The 21,055-nt window shown below is 66.0% G+C and carries 18 protein-coding genes; 11 read left to right on the forward strand and 7 right to left on the reverse strand.

Translation table 11 applies throughout. The features are described from left to right. Nucleotides 1-6: 6 nt before the first annotated feature. The 3 genes from NM2_RS23900 to curA are packed head-to-tail and all read right to left on the reverse strand — an operon-like array spanning nt 7 to nt 3,198. Entirely contained in the window at nt 7-762 is a 756-nt protein-coding gene (locus NM2_RS23900; protein WP_157121274.1) for an SDR family NAD(P)-dependent oxidoreductase, read from the reverse strand. Nucleotides 763-766: 4 nt separating this feature from the next. Continuing rightward, the gene (locus tag NM2_RS23905) at nt 767-2,152 is read right to left on the reverse strand and encodes a hypothetical protein (RefSeq protein WP_157121275.1); all 1,386 of its coding nucleotides are present in this window, start codon (nt 2,150-2,152) and stop codon (nt 767-769) included. Between the two features lie 14 nt (nt 2,153-2,166). Continuing rightward, entirely contained in the window at nt 2,167-3,198 is a 1,032-nt protein-coding gene (curA, locus tag NM2_RS23910; protein WP_067673121.1) for an NADPH-dependent curcumin/dihydrocurcumin reductase, read from the reverse strand. A gap of 163 nt (nt 3,199-3,361) precedes the next feature. Between curA and NM2_RS23915 the strand changes: the two genes are divergently transcribed. From NM2_RS23915 to NM2_RS23930, 5 genes are read left to right on the forward strand one after another with little or no spacing between them, the layout of a single operon-like run. Continuing rightward, on the forward strand, nt 3,362-6,064 hold the full coding sequence (locus NM2_RS23915) for a branched-chain amino acid ABC transporter permease/ATP-binding protein (RefSeq protein ID WP_067673031.1): 2,703 nt from the start codon (nt 3,362-3,364) through the stop codon (nt 6,062-6,064). 2 nt (nt 6,065-6,066) lie between these two features. Further along, the gene (locus NM2_RS23920; protein ID WP_067673033.1) at nt 6,067-6,816 is read left to right on the forward strand and encodes an ABC transporter ATP-binding protein; all 750 of its coding nucleotides are present in this window, start codon (nt 6,067-6,069) and stop codon (nt 6,814-6,816) included. Between the two features lie 22 nt (nt 6,817-6,838). Then, the gene (locus tag NM2_RS49305) at nt 6,839-7,003 is read left to right on the forward strand and encodes a hypothetical protein (protein WP_157121276.1); all 165 of its coding nucleotides are present in this window, start codon (nt 6,839-6,841) and stop codon (nt 7,001-7,003) included. 25 nt (nt 7,004-7,028) lie between these two features. Further along, entirely contained in the window at nt 7,029-7,394 is a 366-nt protein-coding gene (locus NM2_RS47745; RefSeq protein WP_084531490.1) for a 2Fe-2S iron-sulfur cluster-binding family protein, read from the forward strand. Nucleotides 7,395-7,403: 9 nt separating this feature from the next. Then, nucleotides 7,404-8,651: an NAD(P)/FAD-dependent oxidoreductase gene (locus NM2_RS23930; protein WP_067673035.1), complete on the forward strand. Its 1,248-nt coding sequence runs from the start codon at nt 7,404-7,406 to the stop codon at nt 8,649-8,651. Nucleotides 8,652-8,792: 141 nt separating this feature from the next. On the opposite strand, the gene NM2_RS23935 is transcribed toward NM2_RS23930, so the two are convergent. Beyond that, a complete protein-coding gene (locus NM2_RS23935; protein ID WP_067673125.1) occupies nt 8,793-9,503 on the reverse strand; it encodes a DUF8020 domain-containing protein in 711 nt (236 codons plus the stop codon). Nucleotides 9,504-10,284: 781 nt separating this feature from the next. Here NM2_RS23935 and NM2_RS23940 point away from each other — a divergent pair. From NM2_RS23940 to NM2_RS23965, 6 genes are all read left to right on the forward strand, one after another. Further along, on the forward strand, nt 10,285-11,559 hold the full coding sequence (locus NM2_RS23940) for an ABC transporter substrate-binding protein (RefSeq protein ID WP_084531491.1): 1,275 nt from the start codon (nt 10,285-10,287) through the stop codon (nt 11,557-11,559). A 164-nt stretch (nt 11,560-11,723) separates the two neighbouring features. Further along, nucleotides 11,724-13,004, forward strand: coding sequence for a CaiB/BaiF CoA transferase family protein (locus tag NM2_RS23945; protein ID WP_245718182.1), 1,281 nt, complete (start codon nt 11,724-11,726; stop codon nt 13,002-13,004). 28 nt (nt 13,005-13,032) lie between these two features. Beyond that, the gene (locus NM2_RS23950) at nt 13,033-13,890 is read left to right on the forward strand and encodes an enoyl-CoA hydratase-related protein (RefSeq protein WP_067673039.1); all 858 of its coding nucleotides are present in this window, start codon (nt 13,033-13,035) and stop codon (nt 13,888-13,890) included. Between the two features lie 55 nt (nt 13,891-13,945). Next, entirely contained in the window at nt 13,946-14,464 is a 519-nt protein-coding gene (locus tag NM2_RS23955; RefSeq protein ID WP_067673041.1) for a VOC family protein, read from the forward strand. 202 nt (nt 14,465-14,666) lie between these two features. Next, on the forward strand, nt 14,667-15,206 hold the full coding sequence (locus NM2_RS23960; protein ID WP_245718183.1) for an FAS1-like dehydratase domain-containing protein: 540 nt from the start codon (nt 14,667-14,669) through the stop codon (nt 15,204-15,206). A gap of 2 nt (nt 15,207-15,208) precedes the next feature. Next, entirely contained in the window at nt 15,209-15,637 is a 429-nt protein-coding gene (locus NM2_RS23965) for a MaoC family dehydratase (protein ID WP_067673043.1), read from the forward strand. A gap of 285 nt (nt 15,638-15,922) precedes the next feature. On the opposite strand, the gene NM2_RS23970 is transcribed toward NM2_RS23965, so the two are convergent. The 3 genes from NM2_RS23970 to NM2_RS23980 all read right to left on the reverse strand — a co-directional run bounded on the left by NM2_RS23970 (nt 15,923) and on the right by NM2_RS23980 (nt 20,927). Next, nucleotides 15,923-18,211, reverse strand: coding sequence for a CoA transferase (locus tag NM2_RS23970; protein WP_067673044.1), 2,289 nt, complete (start codon nt 18,209-18,211; stop codon nt 15,923-15,925). Nucleotides 18,212-18,267: 56 nt separating this feature from the next. Next, the gene (locus NM2_RS23975; RefSeq protein WP_067673046.1) at nt 18,268-19,098 is read right to left on the reverse strand and encodes an alpha/beta fold hydrolase; all 831 of its coding nucleotides are present in this window, start codon (nt 19,096-19,098) and stop codon (nt 18,268-18,270) included. 185 nt (nt 19,099-19,283) lie between these two features. After that, complete coding sequence (locus NM2_RS23980) at nt 19,284-20,927, reverse strand: hypothetical protein (protein WP_067673048.1); 1,644 nt, start codon at nt 20,925-20,927, stop codon at nt 19,284-19,286. Between the last annotated feature and the right edge of the window lie 128 nt (nt 20,928-21,055).

Below are 21,055 nucleotides of genomic sequence, written 5' to 3' on the forward strand. Positions count from 1 at the left end.
TCCTGGTCATAACGAGAGCCCGCCGTCGGCGACGAGCAGTTGGCCGGTGACGAACGAGGCCTCGTCCGAGAGCAGGAAGGCCACCACGGCGGCGACTTCCTCCGGCGCGGCGACCCGGCCCATGGGGATCCGCTCGCGCAGCTTCCGCTCACGTTCGGCATCGCTCATCAGGCGCTCGATCATCGCGGTGGACATGTGGCCGGGACCGACCGCGTTGATCCGGATTCCGCGGCCCGCGTAGTCGCGGGCGGCCGCCTTGGTCATCCCGACGACGGCGTGCTTGGAGGAGGCGTATGCCGTAATGCCTTGTGCGCGAACGACAGCGCCCGCGTAAGAGGCGACATTGACGATCGAACCGGCATTCGCCGCCACCATGGCGCGCAGTTCCGCACGCAGGCAATGGAACGTGCCGCGGAGATTGATCTCGTAGGTGCTGTCCCACACCTCATCGGTCAGCTCGGCGGCCGGCGCCGGAGGCGGACTGACACCCGCGTTGTTGACCGCGCAATCCAGACGCCCGAATTCTTCGAGGGTGACCGCCACGAGACGCTCCACCGCGTCGAGATCGGTCACATCGGTGGGCACGGCCAGTGCCCGGCCCGACGCGGCGGTGATCTCCCCGGCCACCTTGTCGCACAGATCTATTCGGCGACCGGCCACGACGACCGCGGCGCCTTCGGCGGCCAGCCGGAGCGCACACGCGCGCCCGAGCCCGCTCGTCGCGCCGGTCACCAGGACGACGCGGTCTTCGAAACGACGCATCTGATCAGTAACCTCGCGGGCCGAGTCGCACATCGGTCGAGACGTCGGTCGCATCGGTGGGAGGCTCTTTCCTGTCCGGGTCGAAATCGAAGCCCGGCATACCGATCAGCTCCGGTGTGATGCGCGGCTTGCGGCCTGGGCCATAGTGTTCGCCGTCCAACGGCCAGTCGTATCCTTCGAGGTCGTCGGTGTCCTTGCCGAGGATCTCGCCGGTCTTCTCGTACTCCGCCAGCACGGCGTTGAGCCCGAACCGCTGCACCGGGCAGACCTTCATGCAGATCGAGCAGCCCGCCACCTTGCCCATCACCGGCAGGCAGCGCTTCGTGTTCAGCTTGGCCTTGACCACGCCGCGGCTGGCCTTGCGGACCGCGGGGATCGCGCCCGGGGGGCACCGGCGAACGCAGATCTGGCATTCGTCACAGACGCCCTCCAGCCCGAAATCGACCGGCTCGTCGTGCACGAACGGAGCGTCCGTCGTCATGACATGCAACCGGCAGCGCGAGCCGGCGTGTGGTGTCAGCAGCTGGCCGTTCAGACCTAGCTGACCGAGCCCGGCGGCAACGGCGTAGGCGATGTTCATCGATTCGCCGACGAAACCCTCCGGCCGAGCTCGGTAGCCCTGGTCGCGAATCCACTCCGCCAGCAACCGCATTCGGTCCTCGAGCACCCCGTAGGCCGACAACGCGGCCTGTTCGGAACGGACGCTCGGAATCATCTGCGTGGAGTCGTAGTCCTGCTCCAGGATCCCGACGATGACGGTGTCGCCGACGTTCAGTCCGTGATATTCGGCGAAGTTGTACTTGATGTCGTACGCGGTCAGTCCGATGGCGCTGAGCCCGAGCCGGGCCGCCTCCAACCGCAACGCCTGGGTCAGCGCGGCGGGGTCGACATTCCTCGGCGGACGCGGCGGTTCGAGTTCACGGACGAAGCGGGCACGGCGCCGTGCGGCCCGCTGGATCCGCGGGGCCAGCAGCAACGTGGACATCCACAAACCGGCTGTGGGACTTTCGTTTCCGCGCATGCCCGGGTGCAGCTCGAGGAAGTCGTGCAGCGGGTGGTCGTCGAAGGCCTGCTGTTGTTCGTCGCGCAGAAGCCGGATACCCGGTTGCGTCTTCAGCGCTTCCGGCGGAGCAGCGATGGGCTCGGTCCACACATCCTCCTCGACGCGTCGTCGGCGTAGACCGGGAGCGAGCGTCGGGAGCCACCACATCTTCGGGCGGTACGGGAGGCCGTACTTCGCGATGGGGGTCAGGGCGTGCTCGACCTCGTGCACCACACGGTGCAGCTCGCGCTGCAGACGGTTACGCGTGTGCCGCCGGGCCTGGGCGTCGGCGGTCTCGCACGAATTCCCGGTAGCCGGGTTGAGCAGCCGGAACATTCTCTTCGGCATCGTCATAACCAATCTCAACGTGTCGGATCCGGCCCGACCTGCACGAGCTGCTTCCCGAAATTGGCTCCGCCCAGAAGCCCGATGAATGCGGTGGGCGCGGCCTCGAGCCCGTCGACGATGTCTTCCCGGTAGCGCAGTCGTCCCTCGCGAACGGCCGGAGCCGTCTCGTCCAGGAACTGCTGCTGGTGCGATGCGGTGTAGGGCCCGAAGGTGAAGCCCTGCACGGTAATAGCCCGCGAGAGGATCAGCGACATCATCCCGGGCAGCCGGTCCGGCCCCGCGGCGGGCCGCGTCCCGTTGTATTCGGAGACCAGGCCGCAGACCGGCACCCGCGCGCCCGCGTTGAGATGCGGCAGCACAGCGTCGAGCACCCGGCCGCCGACGTTTTCGAAGTAGATGTCCACACCGTCGGGGACGGCCGCCGCCAATTCGTCGGCGAAGGCGGGTGAACGATGGTCCAGCGCCGCCGCGAACCCGTTGTCGCGCAACCACGCGACCTTGTCCGGTCCACCGGCGATGCCGACCGCGCGACATCCGGAGAGCAGTGCCAGTTGCCCCACCATCGAACCCACGGGACCGGTAGCCGCCGCGACCACAACGGTCTCACCGGGATTCGGGCGGCCCACCAGATTCAGCCCGACGTAGGCGGTGAACCCCGGCATGCCCAGCACGCCCAGCGCGGTGCTGACCGGCGAGACATCGGGATCGAGACGACGTACCGTCGCCGCGCTCCGCACACCGGCGCTCTGCCAGCCCAGGTCGGCGAGAACGATGTCTCCCTCGGTGAATTCCGGGCTGCCCGAGTCCACGACCTCGCACACCGTTCCGCCGGGAAGTACCTCGTCCAGAGGCAGCAGTGGCGATGCCGACCGGTACGTGTGGGCGTAACCCAACCGGCCACGCACATAGGGATCGAGCGAGAGGTAGATCGTCCGCAGCAGTAGCTCCCCCTCCTGCGGACGCGGCACCGGCACCTCCTCCACCCGAAAATCGCTCGGCCTCGGAGCCCCCGCCGGTCGCGATGCGAGAACGATCCGCCTACTCATGGTCACGTCGTCTGTCCATTCTTTTTCATTGACGCCTGGGCTGATCCCATTCATTATTACACCACCATTGTGTGACGCTAGCAACAATATTGCGTCGGGTCACTCACCTTTCGGTCGACGGGCGAACCCGCCCCGACCTGCAGAAAGTCAGAAGGATTCTTTGATGAACGAGCTCATGCCCTTCGTTGTCGCAGGGCTGGTAGCGGGCGCAGTGCTCGGCATCGCAGGGGCCGGACTGGTGCTCACCTACAAGACGTCGGGCATCTTCAACATCGGCCACGGTGCGATCGCCGCGGCGTGCGCCTTCGTCTTCTACTGGTTGTACGTCGGACAGAACTGGCCCTGGTGGCTGGCGGGATTCGTATCGGTGCTGGTGCTGGCGCCCGCGCTCGGACTCGTACTGGCCCTCGTCGTTCGCCGCCTGGCCGAGCAGCGACCAGCGATGAAGATCGTGGCCACCGTCGGCATCGTGCTCGTGGTCCAGGGTCTGGCGACGGTCAAGTTCGGGTACAACACCCTGCGTGTCCCGCAGTACCTCCCGCACGGCTCCGAGGTGCTCCACATCGGCGGGGCGAACGTCTCCTACGCCCAACTGACCGTCATCGCGATCTCGATCGTCGCGGTGGCGTGCCTGTTCTGCTTCTTCCGCTTCAGTCGTACCGGCCTGGCCATGCGCGCGGTGGTCAACGATCCCGACCTGGTCGCCCTGCACGGCACCAATCCACAAGTGGTGCAACGCTTCTCATGGGCCATCGGCTCCACGTTCGCCGGTCTGTCCGGAGTGCTCATCGCCCCGATGACCGGTGTCGACTCGGTGGCGCTCACGTTCATGGTCGTCCAGGCCTTCGGCGCAGCCGCCGTCGGCGGCTTCTCCAGCCTGCCCTGGACATACATCGGCGCCCTCGTCGTAGGCGTGGCGGCAACCATCACCACGAAATTCGCCATCGACCACACCGCGCTCAACGGCATGTCCTCGGCGCTGCCGTTCCTGGTGCTGGTGATCGTCCTGATGGTGACCCCGAAGCGCAAGCTCGACACCCCCGCGAGAGCAGAACGCGCACCGAAGATCCCGTATCAGGGGCCGACCGGCTCCCGGCTCGTCGCGGGCGTGGTCGTGGTCGCCCTCCTGGCTTTCGTTCCACAACTGTTCACGAGCCATCTGTCCTATTTCACCATCGGCCTCACCCAGGCGATCGTGCTGCTGTCGCTCGGACTGCTCGTGCGCACAGCCGGTTTGGTCTCGCTGAGTCAGGCGACCTTCGCCGGAATCGGCTCGGTCGTATTCGCGCTGCTCTCGGCGCACACTCATCTACCGTGGCTGGTCGACGTGCTGCTCGGCGCGCTCGTCGTGGTCCCCGTCGCCGCGCTGCTGGCGCTGCCCGCGATCCGGCTCCAAGGGCTGTTCCTGGCCCTGGCGACACTGGGTTTCGGGCTCACCGTCGAGCAGTGGATCTACCCGCAGGGCTGGTTCTTCGGGACGACGGGCACCGGCCGACCGATGCCACGGCCATCCGGGATGAGCACCGATACCAGCTATTACTACGTCGTTCTGTTGTTCTTCGTGGCCATCGCCGGGGTGATGATCGTCATCCACTACTGCCGGCTGGGCAGGATGCTTCAGGGCCTGTCCGAAGCGCCGCTGGCCGTGCGAACCCTCGGGTTGAACACGAGCCTGCTCAAGGTCGTCGTCTTCTGCTTGGCGGGGTATATCGCCGGGATCGGCGGAATTCTCTACGGCTCCTCGGTCAACTTCACCGTTCTCGGCGACTCCTACTACTCGTCGTACTATTCGTTGGTACTGGTCGCGACGTTGGCCCTCATGCCGTTCCGCGAGCCGTGGTACGCGATCGTAGGCGTGGTCACGGCGATCATCCCGGCGTACTGGCACGACGTCAACGCCGGTGCGTGGCTGAATGTGCTCTTCGGCGTATTCGCCGTCCAGGTCGCCATGCAGGGTGGTCCGGCCCCGCTGCCGCAACGCGCCCGCGCGGTGATCGACCGGATCTTCGGCGGCAAGCCGAAATCCGCACCGTCCGTGCTCGAACGCGCGGATCCGCGCAAGACCCCGGCCGCGGCCACGGGCATCGAGGTCCGCGATCTGACCATGCGCTACGGCGGACGCACCGCGGTCGACAACGTCGGCTTCGCCGCACCGACCGGACAGATCACCGGACTCATCGGTCCCAACGGTGCCGGGAAGACCACGACATTCAACGCGGTCAGCGGGCTGCTCACGCCGACATCCGGCCGAATCCTCCTGCACGGCAACGACGTGACCCGCTTGGACTCGGCGGCACGCGGGCGCCGGGGCATCGGACGGACCTTCCAGCTGATGCAGCTCGCCAATTCGCTGACCGTCGCCGAAAACGTCGCTCTCGGTATGGAATCCGCAATGGCGGGCTCGCGACTGCGCGCTCAGCTGGTCGCCTCCCCCGCCGAGCGACGTGCCACACGCGAGGCAACCGAATACGCCATGGATCTGTGCGGCATCGGCCATCTCCGGGACGTCAGCGCCGGTGAGCTGTCCACCGGTCAGCGGCGACTGGTGGAGCTCGCCCGTTGTCTCTGTGGACAATTCGACGTCCTGCTGCTCGACGAGCCGACCTCCGGCCTGGATCCGGTCGAGACCGAACGCATGGGCGAGACCCTGACGAACATCGTGAACCGCCGGGGCTGCGGAATCTTGCTGGTCGAACACGACATGGGCCTCGTCCTCGATATCTGTGCCGATATCTACGTGCTCGACTTCGGCGAATTGCTGTTCCACGGCACACCGGATGAGGTCCGCACCAGCCCCGTGGTTCAAGCGGCGTATTTGGGATCGTCCAACGAGCTGGATATGGCTCTCGATGAAAGTGCACTGTGAAGATGAGGAACTCCGCGCCGAACGAGGCGCCGACTCGCACCGCGACCGACTCGCCCGCCCTCGAATTACGCGGGGTGAGCGCGAGTTACGGAACAACCGCGGTGTTGCGTGATGTGTCGCTGCGTGTGGCGCCCGGCTCGGCCACCGCGCTGCTCGGCCCGAACGGCGCGGGGAAAACGACCACCCTGCGCCTGGCCTCCGGCTTGATGAAGCCGTCCACGGGCACCGTCGAGCTGTTCGGGAAGGACATTACCGGCACCGCGCCCCACCGCCGGGCAAACGATGGACTCTGTCATATCCCCGAGGGCCGCGGCGTCTACCGCAACCTGACCGTCCGCGAGAACCTCGCGATGCAGTCGACCAAGGCGACCGGCAAAGACGCTGTCGATAAGGCGATCTCGGCCTTTCCCGTACTCGGCAAGCGGCTGTCCCAGAAGGCGGGCACCCTGTCGGGCGGAGAGCAGCAGATGCTCGCTCTCTCGGCCGCGTACCTGTCCGAGCCGCGCGTAGTCCTCGTCGACGAGCCGTCGCTCGGTCTGGCGCCGATCATCGTCGACACCGTTTTCGAATTCCTGAACACACTGCGTTCGTCGGGAATCGGCCTGCTGCTCGTCGACCAGTTCGCGCTGCGCGTCCTCGAAATCGCCGACCACGCCTATGTCCTGCGCCGCGGCGCGATCGTCTACGACGGTGATCCCCAGACGCTGCTCGACGGGAACATGTTCGAGAAATACGTCGGAGAAACGGAATGAACCGACAGATCCCGAGGCTCTCATGACCCCGCAGTCCTGCGCTCCCAGCCCCATCGCCGAGAAACTGGCCCGGCTCTACGCCTTCGACGACGAGATCATCGCCGATCCGTTCCCGGTCTACCGAGCGATGCGCGCGCAAGAACCCGTAATCCGGGTGTCGTCCGTCGTCGCGGTCTCCCGCTCATGATGCCGCGGCATTCCCCGATCCCGAGTTGCTCGACATCGGCCGCGCGAACGCGCGACAGCATCTCGATCTCGGCTACGGCATCCATACCTGCCTCGGCCAGTGGCTCTCCCGGCTGGAGATCGACGTCGCCCTCGCCGCGCTCTACCGGCGTTACCCGGACCTGCGGGTCGCGGGGCCGGTCACCTACCGGCGCAGTATGAGCTGCGCTACCTGTCACGTGATGGTCGACGACGTCTGGACCGACACCATCGGGGCGCCCGGCCAGGACGAGCTGGGCATGCTCGATCAGACAGCGGCTCCCGCGACGGCAACGAGCAGGTTCGGCTGTCAGCTGATCGTCGAGGAGACATTCGACGGACTCGTCCTACACGTTCCCCCGACACAGGAGTAACGACGACCTATGCACGAAAGCGCCTCTGTCGCAATCATCGGGGCCGGTCACGCGGGCATAGAGCTCGCTTCCGCGCTGCGCATGAACGGATTCGGCGACAGTCTCGTCGTCATCGGCGACGAGACACATCTGCCCTACGCCCGCCCCATCCTGTCCAAGGGATACCTGCGCGACGGCATCGCACCGGAGCGAATCGCGTTGCGGCCCGCGAACTTCTACGAGAAGTTCGATGTCCGGATCCGGACCGGTACGCCCGCGACCCGAATCGACCGCGCCCACAAGGAGATCGGGCTCGCGAACGGTGATCTGATCAGCTATGGCACACTGGTCATCGCCACCGGTGGCCGGGCCAGGACGCTGCCCGCCCCGGCGCTGCGCGGGGCCGCCAACGTTCATCATCTACGCACCGTCGACGACGCTTCCGCACTGCGCGAACAACTCACCCCGGGTGCCAGGCTTGTGGTGCTCGGCGGTGGATACATCGGTCTCGAGGTGGCGGCGACGGCCCGCGGGCTCGGGTTGGAGGTCACCGTGATCGAGGCCGCCGGCCGAGTACTCGGCCGGGTCGCGGGTACGGCGCTGTCCCGTCATCTCCAGGACCTCCACGAGGCCGAATCCGTTCGGGTGCGGGTCGATACGCGGGTCCGGGACCTCCGCCGGGAGGGTGACCGGATCACCGCGGTCGAACTCGAGGACGGCACGGTCCTCGACGCCGACCTGGTTGTCATCGGTGTCGGGATCGAGCCCAACGACACCCTGGCCGCGGAATGCGGCCTCGCGGTATCCGACGGGGTACTCGTGGACGAATTCTGCCGCACAGCCGATCCGGCGATCTTCGCGATCGGGGACTGCTCACGCCATCCCGACCAGCAATGGGGCGGTTCGCGAAGGCTGGAATCCGTGCCGAACGCCGCCGAACAAGCGCGCACCGTATCGTCGGTGATTCTCGGAGAAGGCAAGGCGTACACCAGCATTCCGTGGTTCTGGTCCGACCAGTTCGGTACCACCGTGCGCACCGTCGGGTTGTCCGGAGCGAGCGATACCGTCGTGCACCGGCACGTCGACGGCAAGCTGCACGCCGTCTTCTTCCTGCACGACGGCGAGCTGCGAGCCGCGGAAATGGTCAACGACACAAAGGGTTTCGCCATCGCCCGCAAACTCGTCGCACAGCGCGCCCGGATCGAGACAGCATTGCTCGCCGACCCGGATGTTCCGCTGGCGTCGATCCTGGAGTCGCTGGAACCGGATCACGTGTGAGCCGCAGCCCCGGACGCCTGGCGTCCGGGGCCGGAAGTCCCTCGATCCGACCAGCGGATCACATCGACACCGCGGGGTTCGGCACTGCGCCCGGGGCGGGCGAAGCGGTGAGCCACGGATGCCGCAACGGGCTGATTCGACCTATTTGGCCGGGACGAACGGCTGGTTGATCGTGCTGAAGTACTGGATCGCCGCTCCGATCGCGATCGGAGCCGTGACGAAAATCTGACCGAGCAAGGTACCGACGGCACCGACAGCGAGGACGCCGGCGACGCAACCGACAGCCGCAGCCGGGATGAACGCGCCGAACAGGCCGATGATGGTGGCCGAGGCGACCGTCGCACCGGCGATACCGCCGAGGACGCAGCCCAGGGCGCCGCCACCGAGGCCACCGACCAGGGTGCCGATGGTGGCGCCCGTGGTGATAGAGCTGGTCAGGCGGCTCCAGGCGGCCTGCTCGCGGTCATATTCGGTCTTCCACGGTGCCTTGTTCTCATACGGCAACGCGACCGGCTTGTATACCGCGTGCTCGCGATCGATCTGCGGAGTCAATGTAGCGGTGCGACCGGAAATCTGTGCCGCGATCGGGAATTCGAAGTCGTCGATGCGGAACTTCAGCGGGGTGCCGGCGAGTACGGCGCCATTGGCCGCCTTGATCTCGAAGATGCCGTGTTCGACAGCCAGCGAACCCGCGCTCGTCGTGATGATCGATGAATCATTGACCGCCTTGGCAGTGAAATTTATTGCGCCATTGCGGCTTTCGGGCGCGGCCGGGGCAACCCCGGAGGTACCCGCGGCCACGCCTACGGACGGCACAGCCGGTCCGGTCGGTGCCGCCCAGGCGGTACCCATGCCCGCTCCGACAATCGAAACTGTCGCCGCGGTGCTCACCACGATATGCGCCAATTTGCTCATGATTCGACCTCATCTCGAATTTCCATGTTTTGATCACGACTTCAGGGCAGTCGCCGCCACGGCTGGCGATACCGGCGGCCATCGCCCGTCGATGGACAGGCGTATACCTAGCCGGCCAATTCCCGTAGACGAATTACGCCTCAGGAGTGGACTTTCCAAGGGAAAATGCTGGGGGACCGCAATCGCGGGACAGGGTGCCGACGCTGTTCAGGTCGGCGACCACGAATCACAAATGAATATCCTCGATCGGCGGGCTACCGGCGATCGAGGACAGTTGCCACGCTCTCGAGCGGCGAAGACATCGAGCCCTTCCGCTCAATCATGCTGGCTATTGCTTTCAAAGTAATCCAACGTGAGCAAGATCGCAAGTGTTCAGCCAGATCATGCCCCTGACATGGGGATTCCCTTGTAACCAGCAGCATAATTACGGGGTCTGCCATGCAATCTACATCACATATGGCCATCGGCGTCCGGGACCGGAGCGGTCGCCGGCCCGCTACGCGAACAGCCCGAGCAACGAATGCGGATCTTGCTCGTCCAGGACCCGGACGGCACGTTTCACCAGTTCGACGAGTGGCTCGACCAGCTAGCGGCCGACAGCCGAACATAATTATCTTTAAAACATGTTCAAGTGATGCATGACTCATCTAGTGTCTAGCCGACCCGGTCCGCCGCCCGACGGACGGGCAGCACTACGAGGAGCACGAACGTGTCACCGATGAACATCCCCAGCAGGCGATTCTTACGATATGGCGTCGCCATGGCCGCCGGATGCCTGCTGCTGTCCGCCTGCGGCGGCACCAGCACGAGCGACAGCGACGGCGATACGGGTGCCGTCGCGAATATGCCCCCCGGCACACCGATAACCATCGGCTACGTCGCCTCGGAATCGGGCCCCCAGGCGAACAACGGCATCACCGGAGTGGCGACGGCGAAGGCATGGGTCAAAGCGACCAATGCCGCCGGCGGCATTCTGGGACACCCGGTCGTGCTGAAGGTCACGGACTCGAAGAACACCGTCCCTGGGGCCCAATCCGCTGTCCAGGCATACAAGTCCGACAGCAGCGTCGACCTTCTGATGCTGACCGACCTGGTCGCCGAGACGGCGATGAAGGGCGTGCTGGCCGATACGAATATGGCCGTCCTCAGCGGTGGCGGTTCGTCGGACGACGCGACGTGGGGCGCCGCGCCGAATCTGTTCCAGGACGTCTCCGGTCAGCGCGCGGTGGTGCAGTCGATGATCCAGGGAGCGAAGTCCGCGGGGGCGACCAAGGTCGGATTCGCCGCGTGCGCGGAAGTCGCCGTCTGCGCGCAGAACGCCAAGCCCGCGGAAGCGTACGCGTCCCAGCTCGGCTTGAAATTCGGTGGTGCGCAACAGATCTCAGCGACGGCTACGAGCTACACCGCGCAGTGCCTGGCGTTCCGGAACGCCGGTGTCGACTCGATCGCGATGAACATCGGCGTCGATGTCGGCGTGCGCCTGATCGCCGACTGCCTGCAGCAGGGATACACCGGAACCTTCGCCATGCCGAACTCCGGCTTCGACCAGACCAAGGTGGGCAAGGTCTCCGGGGCGAAAACCGTCGACGCGACGCAGGGCTTCCCATGGTGGGCCGATACGCCCGCGGTAGCGGCGTTCCGCAACGCGATGAACAAGTACTCTCCGAAGACGCCGTACACCAGCGGCCAGGCCACCTCCGTCTGGGCATCGCTCGAACTGCTCGCGAAGGCGCTGAACAACGCCAAGCCCGCCGAGATCAACCGGGACAGCGTGATGTCGGCGATGTACACGATTCAGAACGAGACGCTCGGCGGCCTGCTGGCCCAGCCCATCAGCTACGCGAAGGGGCAGAACAGTCCCACCGTGTGGTGCCTGTGGGAATTCAAGTACAACACCGGCGACAAGGATCCGACAGCGATCCCGCCGACCGGTCCGTCGGGCAACGGCGCGACCGGTGACCTCGCGAGCACCTGCGTGAAGCCGGTCTCCTGAGCCGCTGGCGACCCGTCGAACCCGCCATTCGGCCGGGCCTGCCGGTGTCCCCTTCCCGGGGACTGCCGGCAGGCTCTACGCACGCTATGGGCCCACAACTGTCATGCTGTAATGTTGCAGTAATAATGCAATGATGAATTCGGTCCGGGGCAGGAGGAAACAGCATGGATGACACCCCATTGCCGACCCAGACCTGTCCTGCCGCACCCGAGAGCGATATGTCGGCGGCGACATCGGCCGCTGGAACTCCCGCGGCCGCAGGTGCGCTCACCGGTGTCCGGGTGGTCGATATCTCGCGCGTTCTCGCCGGACCGTACGCGGCACAGCTGCTGGGTGACCACGGCGCCGATGTCATCAAGGTCGAGCCGCCCGCGGGCGACGGGACCCGCGCCTGGGGCGAGACATACGGGGAGAATGTCAGCGCCTACTACGCCGGGTTGAACCGCAACAAGCGCCATACCAGCGTCGACCTGGCGACTCCGGGCGGACGGGAACTGCTGCTGCGCATGCTCGACCGCGCGGACGTCCTCATCGAGAATTTCAAACCCGGCACGATGGAGCGCTGGGGCCTGGATACCGAGGATCTCCTGGCCCGATTCCCGCGCCTGATCTATTGCCGCATATCCGCTTTCGGCGCCGAAGGCCCGATGGGCGGGCTACCCGGATACGACGCGGTACTCCAGGCGTACGCGGGCATCATGCATCTCAACGGCGAGCAGGGCCGGGGGCCCCTGCGCGTGCCCATGCCGATCACCGATCTCACCACCGGACTGCACGCGTTCTCGGGCATCCTGCTCGCCCTCTACGAACGCGCGGCGTCCGGCCGGGGCCAAGTGGTCGAGATCAGTCTGCTCGACAGTGCGATCAGCCTGCTGCATCCGGCGGCCGCGGCCTACTTCCTCGATGGCAAGCGGCCCCAGCGCATGGGCGCCGGGCATCCGAGCATCTCCCCGAGCAACATCTTCCGGACCGCCGGTGGCCATGACATCTACGTCTCGGCGGGTACCGACCATCAATTCCGGCTGCTGTGCGATTTTCTCGATGCGCCGGAGCTGGCCGAGGACACGCGTTTCCGGTCCAACCACGACCGCCTCGAACACGACGGCGAGCTGACGGAGCTCCTGGCGAAGCTCATCGCCGATCTGGCCACGGACGACGAGATGGTTCGCCGAATGATCGCCCAGGGCATTCCGGCGAGTGTCGTCCGGCCGCTGGACGAGGTGCTCGACGACCCCCAGGTCCAGCTCAACGGAATGGTGCAGGCGGTCGGCGATTTCCGGGTTCTCGGTATCCCCGTCAAACTCGGCCGCACGCCGGGCAGCCTTCGAACTCCCCCCGCCCCGCAGGGCCGGGACACCCGCGAAGTGCTGATCGATATGGGTCTGACCGATACGCAGATCGATGAACTGATCGCCCAGGGAATCGTGGCCCCGCCTCTGCCCTAGCCCCCTCCGCAAGCACGAAAGGAACGCGATGGAGTTCGACAACATTCTGTACAAGGTCCAGGACCGGATCGCAACGATCACCTTGAACCGGCCCGAGAAACGCAATGCGCTCAGCCCCGGCCTGCGCCGTGACCTTCTGACGGCGCTGAAATCCGCCGAGCAGGACGACGATGTGACCGTCGTCCTGCTCGAGGGCGCGGGTCAGTCGTTCTGCGCCGGTTACGACATGAACAGCTACGCCGGCGGCAGCAAGAACCCCGAGCGCCCCGAGGGGTGGAATCACAGCCCACTCTACGAGTCCTGGACGGGTCAGTTTCCGCGCAGTTGTCTGCGCGACTGGCTGACGATCTGGGATCTGATGAAGCCGGTCGTCGCCAAGATCCACGGTCATTGCCTGGCGGGCGGATCGGAAATCATGTCGATGTGCGACATCGTGTTCGCCTCGGACGACTGCCTGATCGGATACCCTCCCACCCGCGCGCAGGGGACGCCCGACATCGAGTACTTCCCGTGGAAGATGTCCATGGCGCAGGCCAAGTATCTTCAGCTCACCGGTCATTCCGTCACCGGCGCCCGCGCGGCGGAAATGGGCTGGATCGCAAAGAGTTTCCCCGCCGAGGACCTCGACGAGCAGGTGGCGCGCGAGCTGCGCCCGATCGCGAAATTGCATCCGGCGATGCTCGCCGCGAACAAGTTCACGCTCAATCAGTCCTACGAAACGATGGGGTTCCGGGCCGCGTTGCAGGCGTCGGTGCCGTGGTACGTGCTGGCCCGCAGTTTCCGGCCGGGCGGCGGCGAATTCCAGACCAAGGCCGCCGAAGAAGGGCTCAAGAAGGCGCTCGCCTGGCGGGACGGTCCCTTCAAGGAAGAAGGGTTCCCGCTCTGAGCCGCGGCCCCGACAAGCACACCGATAGACCACCACTACAGAACGGATCCGCACGATGACAACGGCGGCAGTCAAGGAACTCAATCACGTCGCGATCGGTGTACGCGACCTCGACGCATCCCTGCGGTTCTACACCGAAGGGCTCGGGCTGCGGAAGACCCTCGAAAAGCCGGTCAGCGACCTGACCTGGCGTTTGATGCGGTTGCCCGAGAACACGACCGGGCTGTCGGTCTTCGTGCAGGGGCCCTCCCGGGTCGGGCAGCTCGAGCTGGTCAAGTGGGATCTGCCCGAACCCGAGGGCGATGCCCCGAAGTCCCCCGGGCGCATGGGATACGGGCAGCTGTCCTTCCCGGTCGATCCCGAACACATCCACACCATCTACGAGCGCCTCGTGAGCATGGGATACGACGTCTATTCGGAGCCGACGACGACGATCGTCAAGAACTACGGCCCCGTCACCCTGTTCCTGTGCGAGGACCCGGACGGCAACCAGATCGAGTTGATCGCCCTTCCCCCGGCCGATGTCGTCAAGGAATTTCGCGCGAAACTTCTTGCGGAACAACAGAACAGCTGAATTCGTCCGGCGATCGCCGATGGACCGCGGATGGTGTCGGATACGACTCGCCGCGTGGCCTTCGCCGATCGCCGATCGTGCGGGACGAATCTCTCTCGCAGCACGAGCGGCGGCGGGCGCGCGGATCACCGGGCAGCCTTCCGCCGCTGCGGCATATCGCGAACCGCATCGGCATCCATGCCTCATCCAGATCGGGCGAGTAATGACCAAATATCCCTCATCGGGCGACGACCTCATCACCGAGGAAATGCGGGCGGCGATCGGTCGCGTGGTGGACTGGCAGGTGTCATTCCCGATCGCGGAGTCCGACATTCGGCGATGGGCGATCGCGGTCTACTACCCCGATGCCCCGCCGCCGCGGTTCCGGAGGTCGAACGGGCAGTTACTGGTCGCGCCCGAGGAGTTCAACCCGTTCGCATGGTCGGTCGACCAACGGATGACGCCGGTCATCTCCCCTGGCCGCCGCGATACCGACAGGCTGGAGAAAGCACTGGGGTTATCCGGCCCCGGACTGCGTCATCAGCTCAACGGCGGATCCGAGGCGGAATACGGGGTGCCGATGCGTGTGGGCGATGTGATTCATTCCGAGACCAGACTCGCTGACTATCGGGTCACCGCGGGGCGACTCGGACCGATGCTGATCACCAAGACCGCCGTCACCTGGACGAATCAAGATCACGAACTGGTCCGCACCGGAATCGACACCTCGATTCGCTACGGCCGCAATGGAAGTGAGCACTGACGATGCGGAATACGGCAGCGCACGAAGCTCGGGTGGGCATGGTGATCGAGTCCCCGCACCGCACCTCGGGCCTGGCGGAGTGGAACCGATTCGCCGCGGTGAACGACGAGTTCGTACCCATCCACATGGATGACGACGCGGCCCGTCAGGCGGGCTATTCCGGCGCGATCGGTATGGGACGACTACAGTGGTCCTACGTCCACAACATGTTGCGCGAGTGGCTGGACGGAACCGGGCGAATCGTCACGGTACGCCTGCGGTTCCGCGCTCCCGCGCTGAAGGACGCCGGATTCGTCTGCCGCGGCGTCGTCCTGGCTGTGCGCGACACCGACTCGGAACGGCTGCTCGATCTCGACATCGCTGTCGTCGACGACGAAGGCACCGTGCTGGCTCCGGGTACCGCCACCGTGGCGATTCCCGGAAAGCCTTGATGCTCAACGGTATCCGCAACCGAATGTCACGACGCGTCCTACACGGCCGACTCGTCAACCATCGCACCAGCGGCTGCTCGATCTCGGCAACGCCGTGGCCGCCGACGAGGGCACCATGCCGCCCCCGGCCACCATGGCAACACCCAGAAGCCTTGACACTCAACGATATCCGCAACCGAATGCAAAAAGGTGCGCCCTGCCGCTCGATCTCGATAACGCCGCCACCGAAGGCATCACGCCGGTCCCGGGCATCGTCACCAGACGATGCCCGGAAAGCCTTGACGCTCAGCGGTATCCGGTACCGGCGACCGAGTGCAGCGGCTCACCCTGCACGACCACACCGGCCTCGATCAGCTCATCGACCTTCGAACTGTCGATACCCGCCTCGATCAGGATCTGCCTGCTGTGCTCACCCATACCGGGCGTGGTCATCATCGGGTTATCTGCATGGCGGCCGAATGCCGCGTACTGGCGCGGCATGTAGGACCGGTTTCCGTCGGGCCACGTCACCACGCCGATATGACCGTCGGCCAACGTCACCTCGTCGAAGAGCAACTCTTTGTTGTCCCGTCCGCGAGCGACGGTGCCGCCGTGCGGCTCGACCAGGGCCGCGATCTGCTGACTGGGCAGTTCCTTGCAGGCCACGGTCAGTGCGGCGGCCAGCGAATCGTCACTGTGCAACGCCGCGGCGTCGGCGAGACCTGCTTTCAGGGCTGTCTCGGCCGACGGGAGGTGCACCCGGACCCAGCCGTCGGCGCACTCGTAGTATCGCGAAATCGCCGATGGGCCAGGGTAATCGCGCCCGCCGGACTCCGCCGGACGACGACCGGCGAAACGAACCAGCTCACCGTTCTGCATGTATGCCGACGTCGCGGCGAGCGAGGTGGCCACCGCCTGACCGCCGCGACCGCTGATCTGCTGGTACAGCGCCGCGCAGGTGCCCAGTGCGGCCAAGGTCGCGACGCCGACATCGTTGACCGACACCGTGCAGAAGACCGGCTCCGCCGCGCCGCCCTGGCCGCGCATGATGCCCGACAGCGCCTGAATGACCGGATCGTAGCCGGGCTGCCGGCCGAGCGGGCCTATCCCGCCGTATCCGGTGATCGACGTGGTCACGATGTCGGGGCGGAAGGCGCGCAGATTCTCCAGATCGATCCGCAACCGTTCGACGACACCGGGACGGAAATTGTCCAGAACGACATTGCAGGTACCAGCGAGCTCGCCGAATGCCGCATAACCGCGCGGATCCCTCAGGTCGATGGACAAACCTCGCTGACCACGGTTGATCATGTAACCGCGCACCCGGAATTCGTCGCCGCCGGTCGTTTCTACCTTCACCACATCGGCGCCGAGACCGGCCAGCAACTGTCCGGCATAGGGACCGGCCAGCACGGTGCCCAGGTCGAGCACACGGATGCCGTGCAGCGGCCCGCGGCCGGGAAGAGCGCCGGCATCCTGTGGCGCTCGGCGAGCGTGCCGCTCGTGTCGGTCGTCTTCCCATTCGACTGTGTCGGAATAGGTTCGCGCCTGGTAGTCCGGCTCGGGCAGCTGAGAGAAGCGAACGGGGTTGCCGCCCATCACTACTCGGCCGACCTGCGGATCATCGATCTCGATCCGCTGGCCCAGGGCGATGATCTGCGGGTGATCGAGCCAGGTGTCGCGGTCGCCCACCGCACTGGCCGGGCAACCGGCCTCGGCGAATTCGGCGAGCCAGGCGTCGCGGTCCTTCGCACGAAAACCCTCGGCGATCCGCGCCCGGACCTGGTCGCGGAGATCGACCGCGTAGATCTGCTCCCGATTGGCCGCGATCCGCGGGTGTTCGGTGATATCGGTCGTGCCCAGCAATTCGAAGGCGATGTCCTGGAACTTGACGCCCAGCGCCCCCAGGAACAGCCACTCACCGTCACCGCACTGATAGGTGCCGAAAGCCGGATTGGGGCCGCCCGGCCCGACACTCGTGGTGGGCAGGGAGACCAGCGGGTCGGCGAACATGGTCGTGGTCGCGGCGACTATCGCGCCGTGCAGCGGATCCACGACCACCCGCTGTCCGACACCGGCGGTCTCGCGGCCGACGAGGGCGGCGATCGCCGACGCGGCCGCCCAGGTGCCCTGGAGGTAGGTCGCGAACGGATAGACGCAGTCGACCGGGCCGCCGCCGAACGACGTCTGCCGCCGCGCGATCCCGTACTCGGCCTGCATGAAACGATCAGCGGTGAGCGGATCGAGGTCCTTACCGGCTCCCCAACCCGGCACGTGCAGGTGGACCAGGCCGGTGGGTTCGGGCCCGTCGACCGGTACGCCGAGGGCAGCCGCGGCCTGCGCGCCACTCGTCACCACCACATCGGCGCCCGCCACGAGTGCGGGACCACGTCCCATGGACGTAATGGTCTTGTTACGGTGCCACATGACCGAGCCCGGCAGGTCGGCTCCGGCATCGTTCAGGCCATCCTGCAGGCGGATGACCTGGGCGCCGAAGTCGCCCAGGATCATCGATGCGATCGGACCGGCGATTCCCGACGTCGCATCGATGACCCGCACGCCCGCGAGAGGTCCCTCGGATCGGCGACCGCTCATGCTCGCCTTCTTTCGTAATCGAAGTGTAAATCAAAACCAACATAGTTGTATCACAACTAAGCTTGGTGGTGAGCGGCTCCCGAGGCATGAATGATCTGCTCGATCGACCGCACAGTGGCCTCCGGCGCATCGATCGGTACATGGTGGTACGCGCCGGGCGCGATACGACACGGCACGTCGCGGCCCAGCACGGCGGACAGATGATCAACGGTCGTCTGGTCCACCAGCTCACTGTGTTCGCCGTAGAGGAACTCCACCCGGCACCGGATCCCCGACGTCGCGGCGTCCAGCTCGTCCCGCGGAATGCGCCCCATCGCATAAGGATCGAATTTCCAGCGCCAGCCCTCGGCGTCCTCCCGCAAGCCGGCGGCGGCAATACGGGCCAGCGTCTCGTCGTCCGCGATCGTGCCCCGCGGACGCAGCCGGAAGCGGGCAATCCCTTCCGCGTGCGAGCGGTAATGAAAGACCTGACGCGACAGCGGCCGCAGGACCGGCCTGCTCACCACGGAACTGTCGATCAGCAGCAAGGACCGTACCGCCTCGGGATACTCCGCCGCCGCCAGCATGGCGACCAGACCTCCCATGCTGTGCCCCACCACATGGACCGGACCGGCTCCGAGTCTGCCCACGACGGCCGCGATCTCAGCGCTCCACGACTGCGCGGAGTACGACGTCCGATGCGCACTGTCACCGTGCCCCGACAGCTCCATCACGACCACGTCGTGATCCGCCGCCAGCACAGGAGCGACGTGGATCCACCATCCCGCGTGCGCCGCACCGCCGTGCACCAACACGATCGGCGTCCCGCCGGGACGGCCGAAACGGCGATACCGGATCTGGGCCCCGTCCACCACGACGGACTCGGTACTGCGGTCGAGCCAGCTCATCGGACGACCGACACCCACCGGGCTCGGACGCTGATACCGCCGTTTCGCATCGTGACGTCGGCCCCTTCCTTCTTGTCGCGCGGCATATCAGCTACCGATCAACGGCGGATTTCGACCACGCAAACATGTTCAGCAAGCTTACATCAGCATTATTGGTAGGCCGTACGTGGCGTCGGACACCACAATCAGGCCAGGAGCGAGTCGATCTCGGTCTTCGCGATCGCGTAGCTCTCGTCCTCGGTGAGCGACTGCCCACCGGCTTTCAGCATGCGGGCCGTGCCGCGGCGAAGGTCGTCGGCATACCGCGCCTCGATCACGTCGAATTCCAGATTCTTGACATAGATGCGCAGGCGGTCGCGCAGCGCGCTGTCCGAATCCGCCGCCTCCACGACACTCGGCAGCGTATTCGTCTGCACCAGCAGCGCGTGCGAAACGCGGCGGGCGTCGTCGTCTCGGAGCCCGATGAGAATCTCACGCTCCGAGGCGCGAATGAGATGGTCCTTCCACCAGTCGAAGTCTTCTTCGGCGTCGATGGCGACCAACTCGATGAATGGTTGGGCGAGGGTGCGAGCCAGCGTCTCGACGGCGGTGCTCAGATACAGCTTGCGCTGCGCCGACGGCAGCGCGCCCAACGTGGTCGTCAACTCAGCTCGGGCATCGGCCGTGGAGAAGCAGTATCGCCTGATCCCGTGTATCGAGCCGTCCAGCAGGCCGTACTCGTAATTGAAGACTCGGAAAGGATTGACCGCACTCGGATTGCGCGTGGGCCGCCCGACCGCGGCGGCGGCGTCCTTCGTGAAGGCCCAGACCGGGCCGTCGAGCCGACTGCCACGCAGGATGTCGTTGTGAATCGGCGCTCCGTAGAAACGTTGCGGCAGAACCGCTCCCGGGCCCCGCGCGTACGCGATCGTCACGCCGGAACTCTGCGCCTGACGCAGAAAACGGTTGTTGTCCAGGTAGGTCAGCGACGCCGTATAACGGACCAGCGGCGGGGGGCGAAGCCCGCCGACGCTGGACACGGCGTCATAGAGCCGGGCCGTCCAATCCTCACCCCATACCTCTCGGGCGGCGTCGGCGATCGTGTGCGCGACCGCCGTATCGTCACCGCAGAATCGGGTACCGACAGTGGCCACCCCCAGCAGACCCAGTAATGCCGTTGCCGCGGAATCGAATCCGGATACGCCGACAGAGGAATGCACCAGCAACCCCAGAGATTCGGCGAGCCCCCCGAAATCGGTGGTGGTGTCCAGGACGAACTCGGGACGCAGATCGGCGAGGCGCCGTACCCCCTCGGCGGTGAATTCGCGCTTGCGGTCGCCGCTTTCCATCGCCGCGACGACGAACTCCTGCAGGATTTGGGAACCGTGCGAATAGTCGCCGGTGCCGGAATCCTCGGTCAGCGAGTCGCGCAGGCTGCGGGCGAGATCTCGCGCCCCGATGCCGCGGATGCGCTCGAGGAAGTCCATCAACTCGCGGCGGGCGACCGGTGAGAACGCCGCCGGCGCCCGCCGGTTGGCCGCGATCGCGACCTCGGACAGCGACACTCGCGGATTGCTCCGCCCCCCCGCACTGCCCGATTCGTAGATCCGCAACGTGCCTTTGCGCACCCACTGATTGACCGCCTGGCGACTGACCCCGACGACACGCGATGCCTCCGCCTGTGTCACCAGGTCGGGTGGCGCCTCGGACGGCTCGTAACGAAGCCGGAGTCGCTCCGCCGCGCGCTCGAGGGCCCGCACGAGTTCGCCGACCGGAACCGCGCCGTTCTCGCCGAGCGTGATCGCCAGGCGTTCCAGCGCAGCGGCCACTGTTTCGGTCTGCTTGTCCATGGTCGCCTCAGAATACAAGTCCGACGAGCCGCTTCCGCCGCCAGGTATCGTGTCAATAGCATCACTTGACATGATCTTGGGCCGTGACTACCGTCACAGGCGGTGAACGTCAGCGAGACCGAGGAGCA

It is taken from the genome of Nocardia miyunensis NBRC 108239 (assembly GCF_001613065.1).
Taxonomy (GTDB): domain Bacteria; phylum Actinomycetota; class Actinomycetes; order Mycobacteriales; family Mycobacteriaceae; genus Nocardia; species Nocardia miyunensis.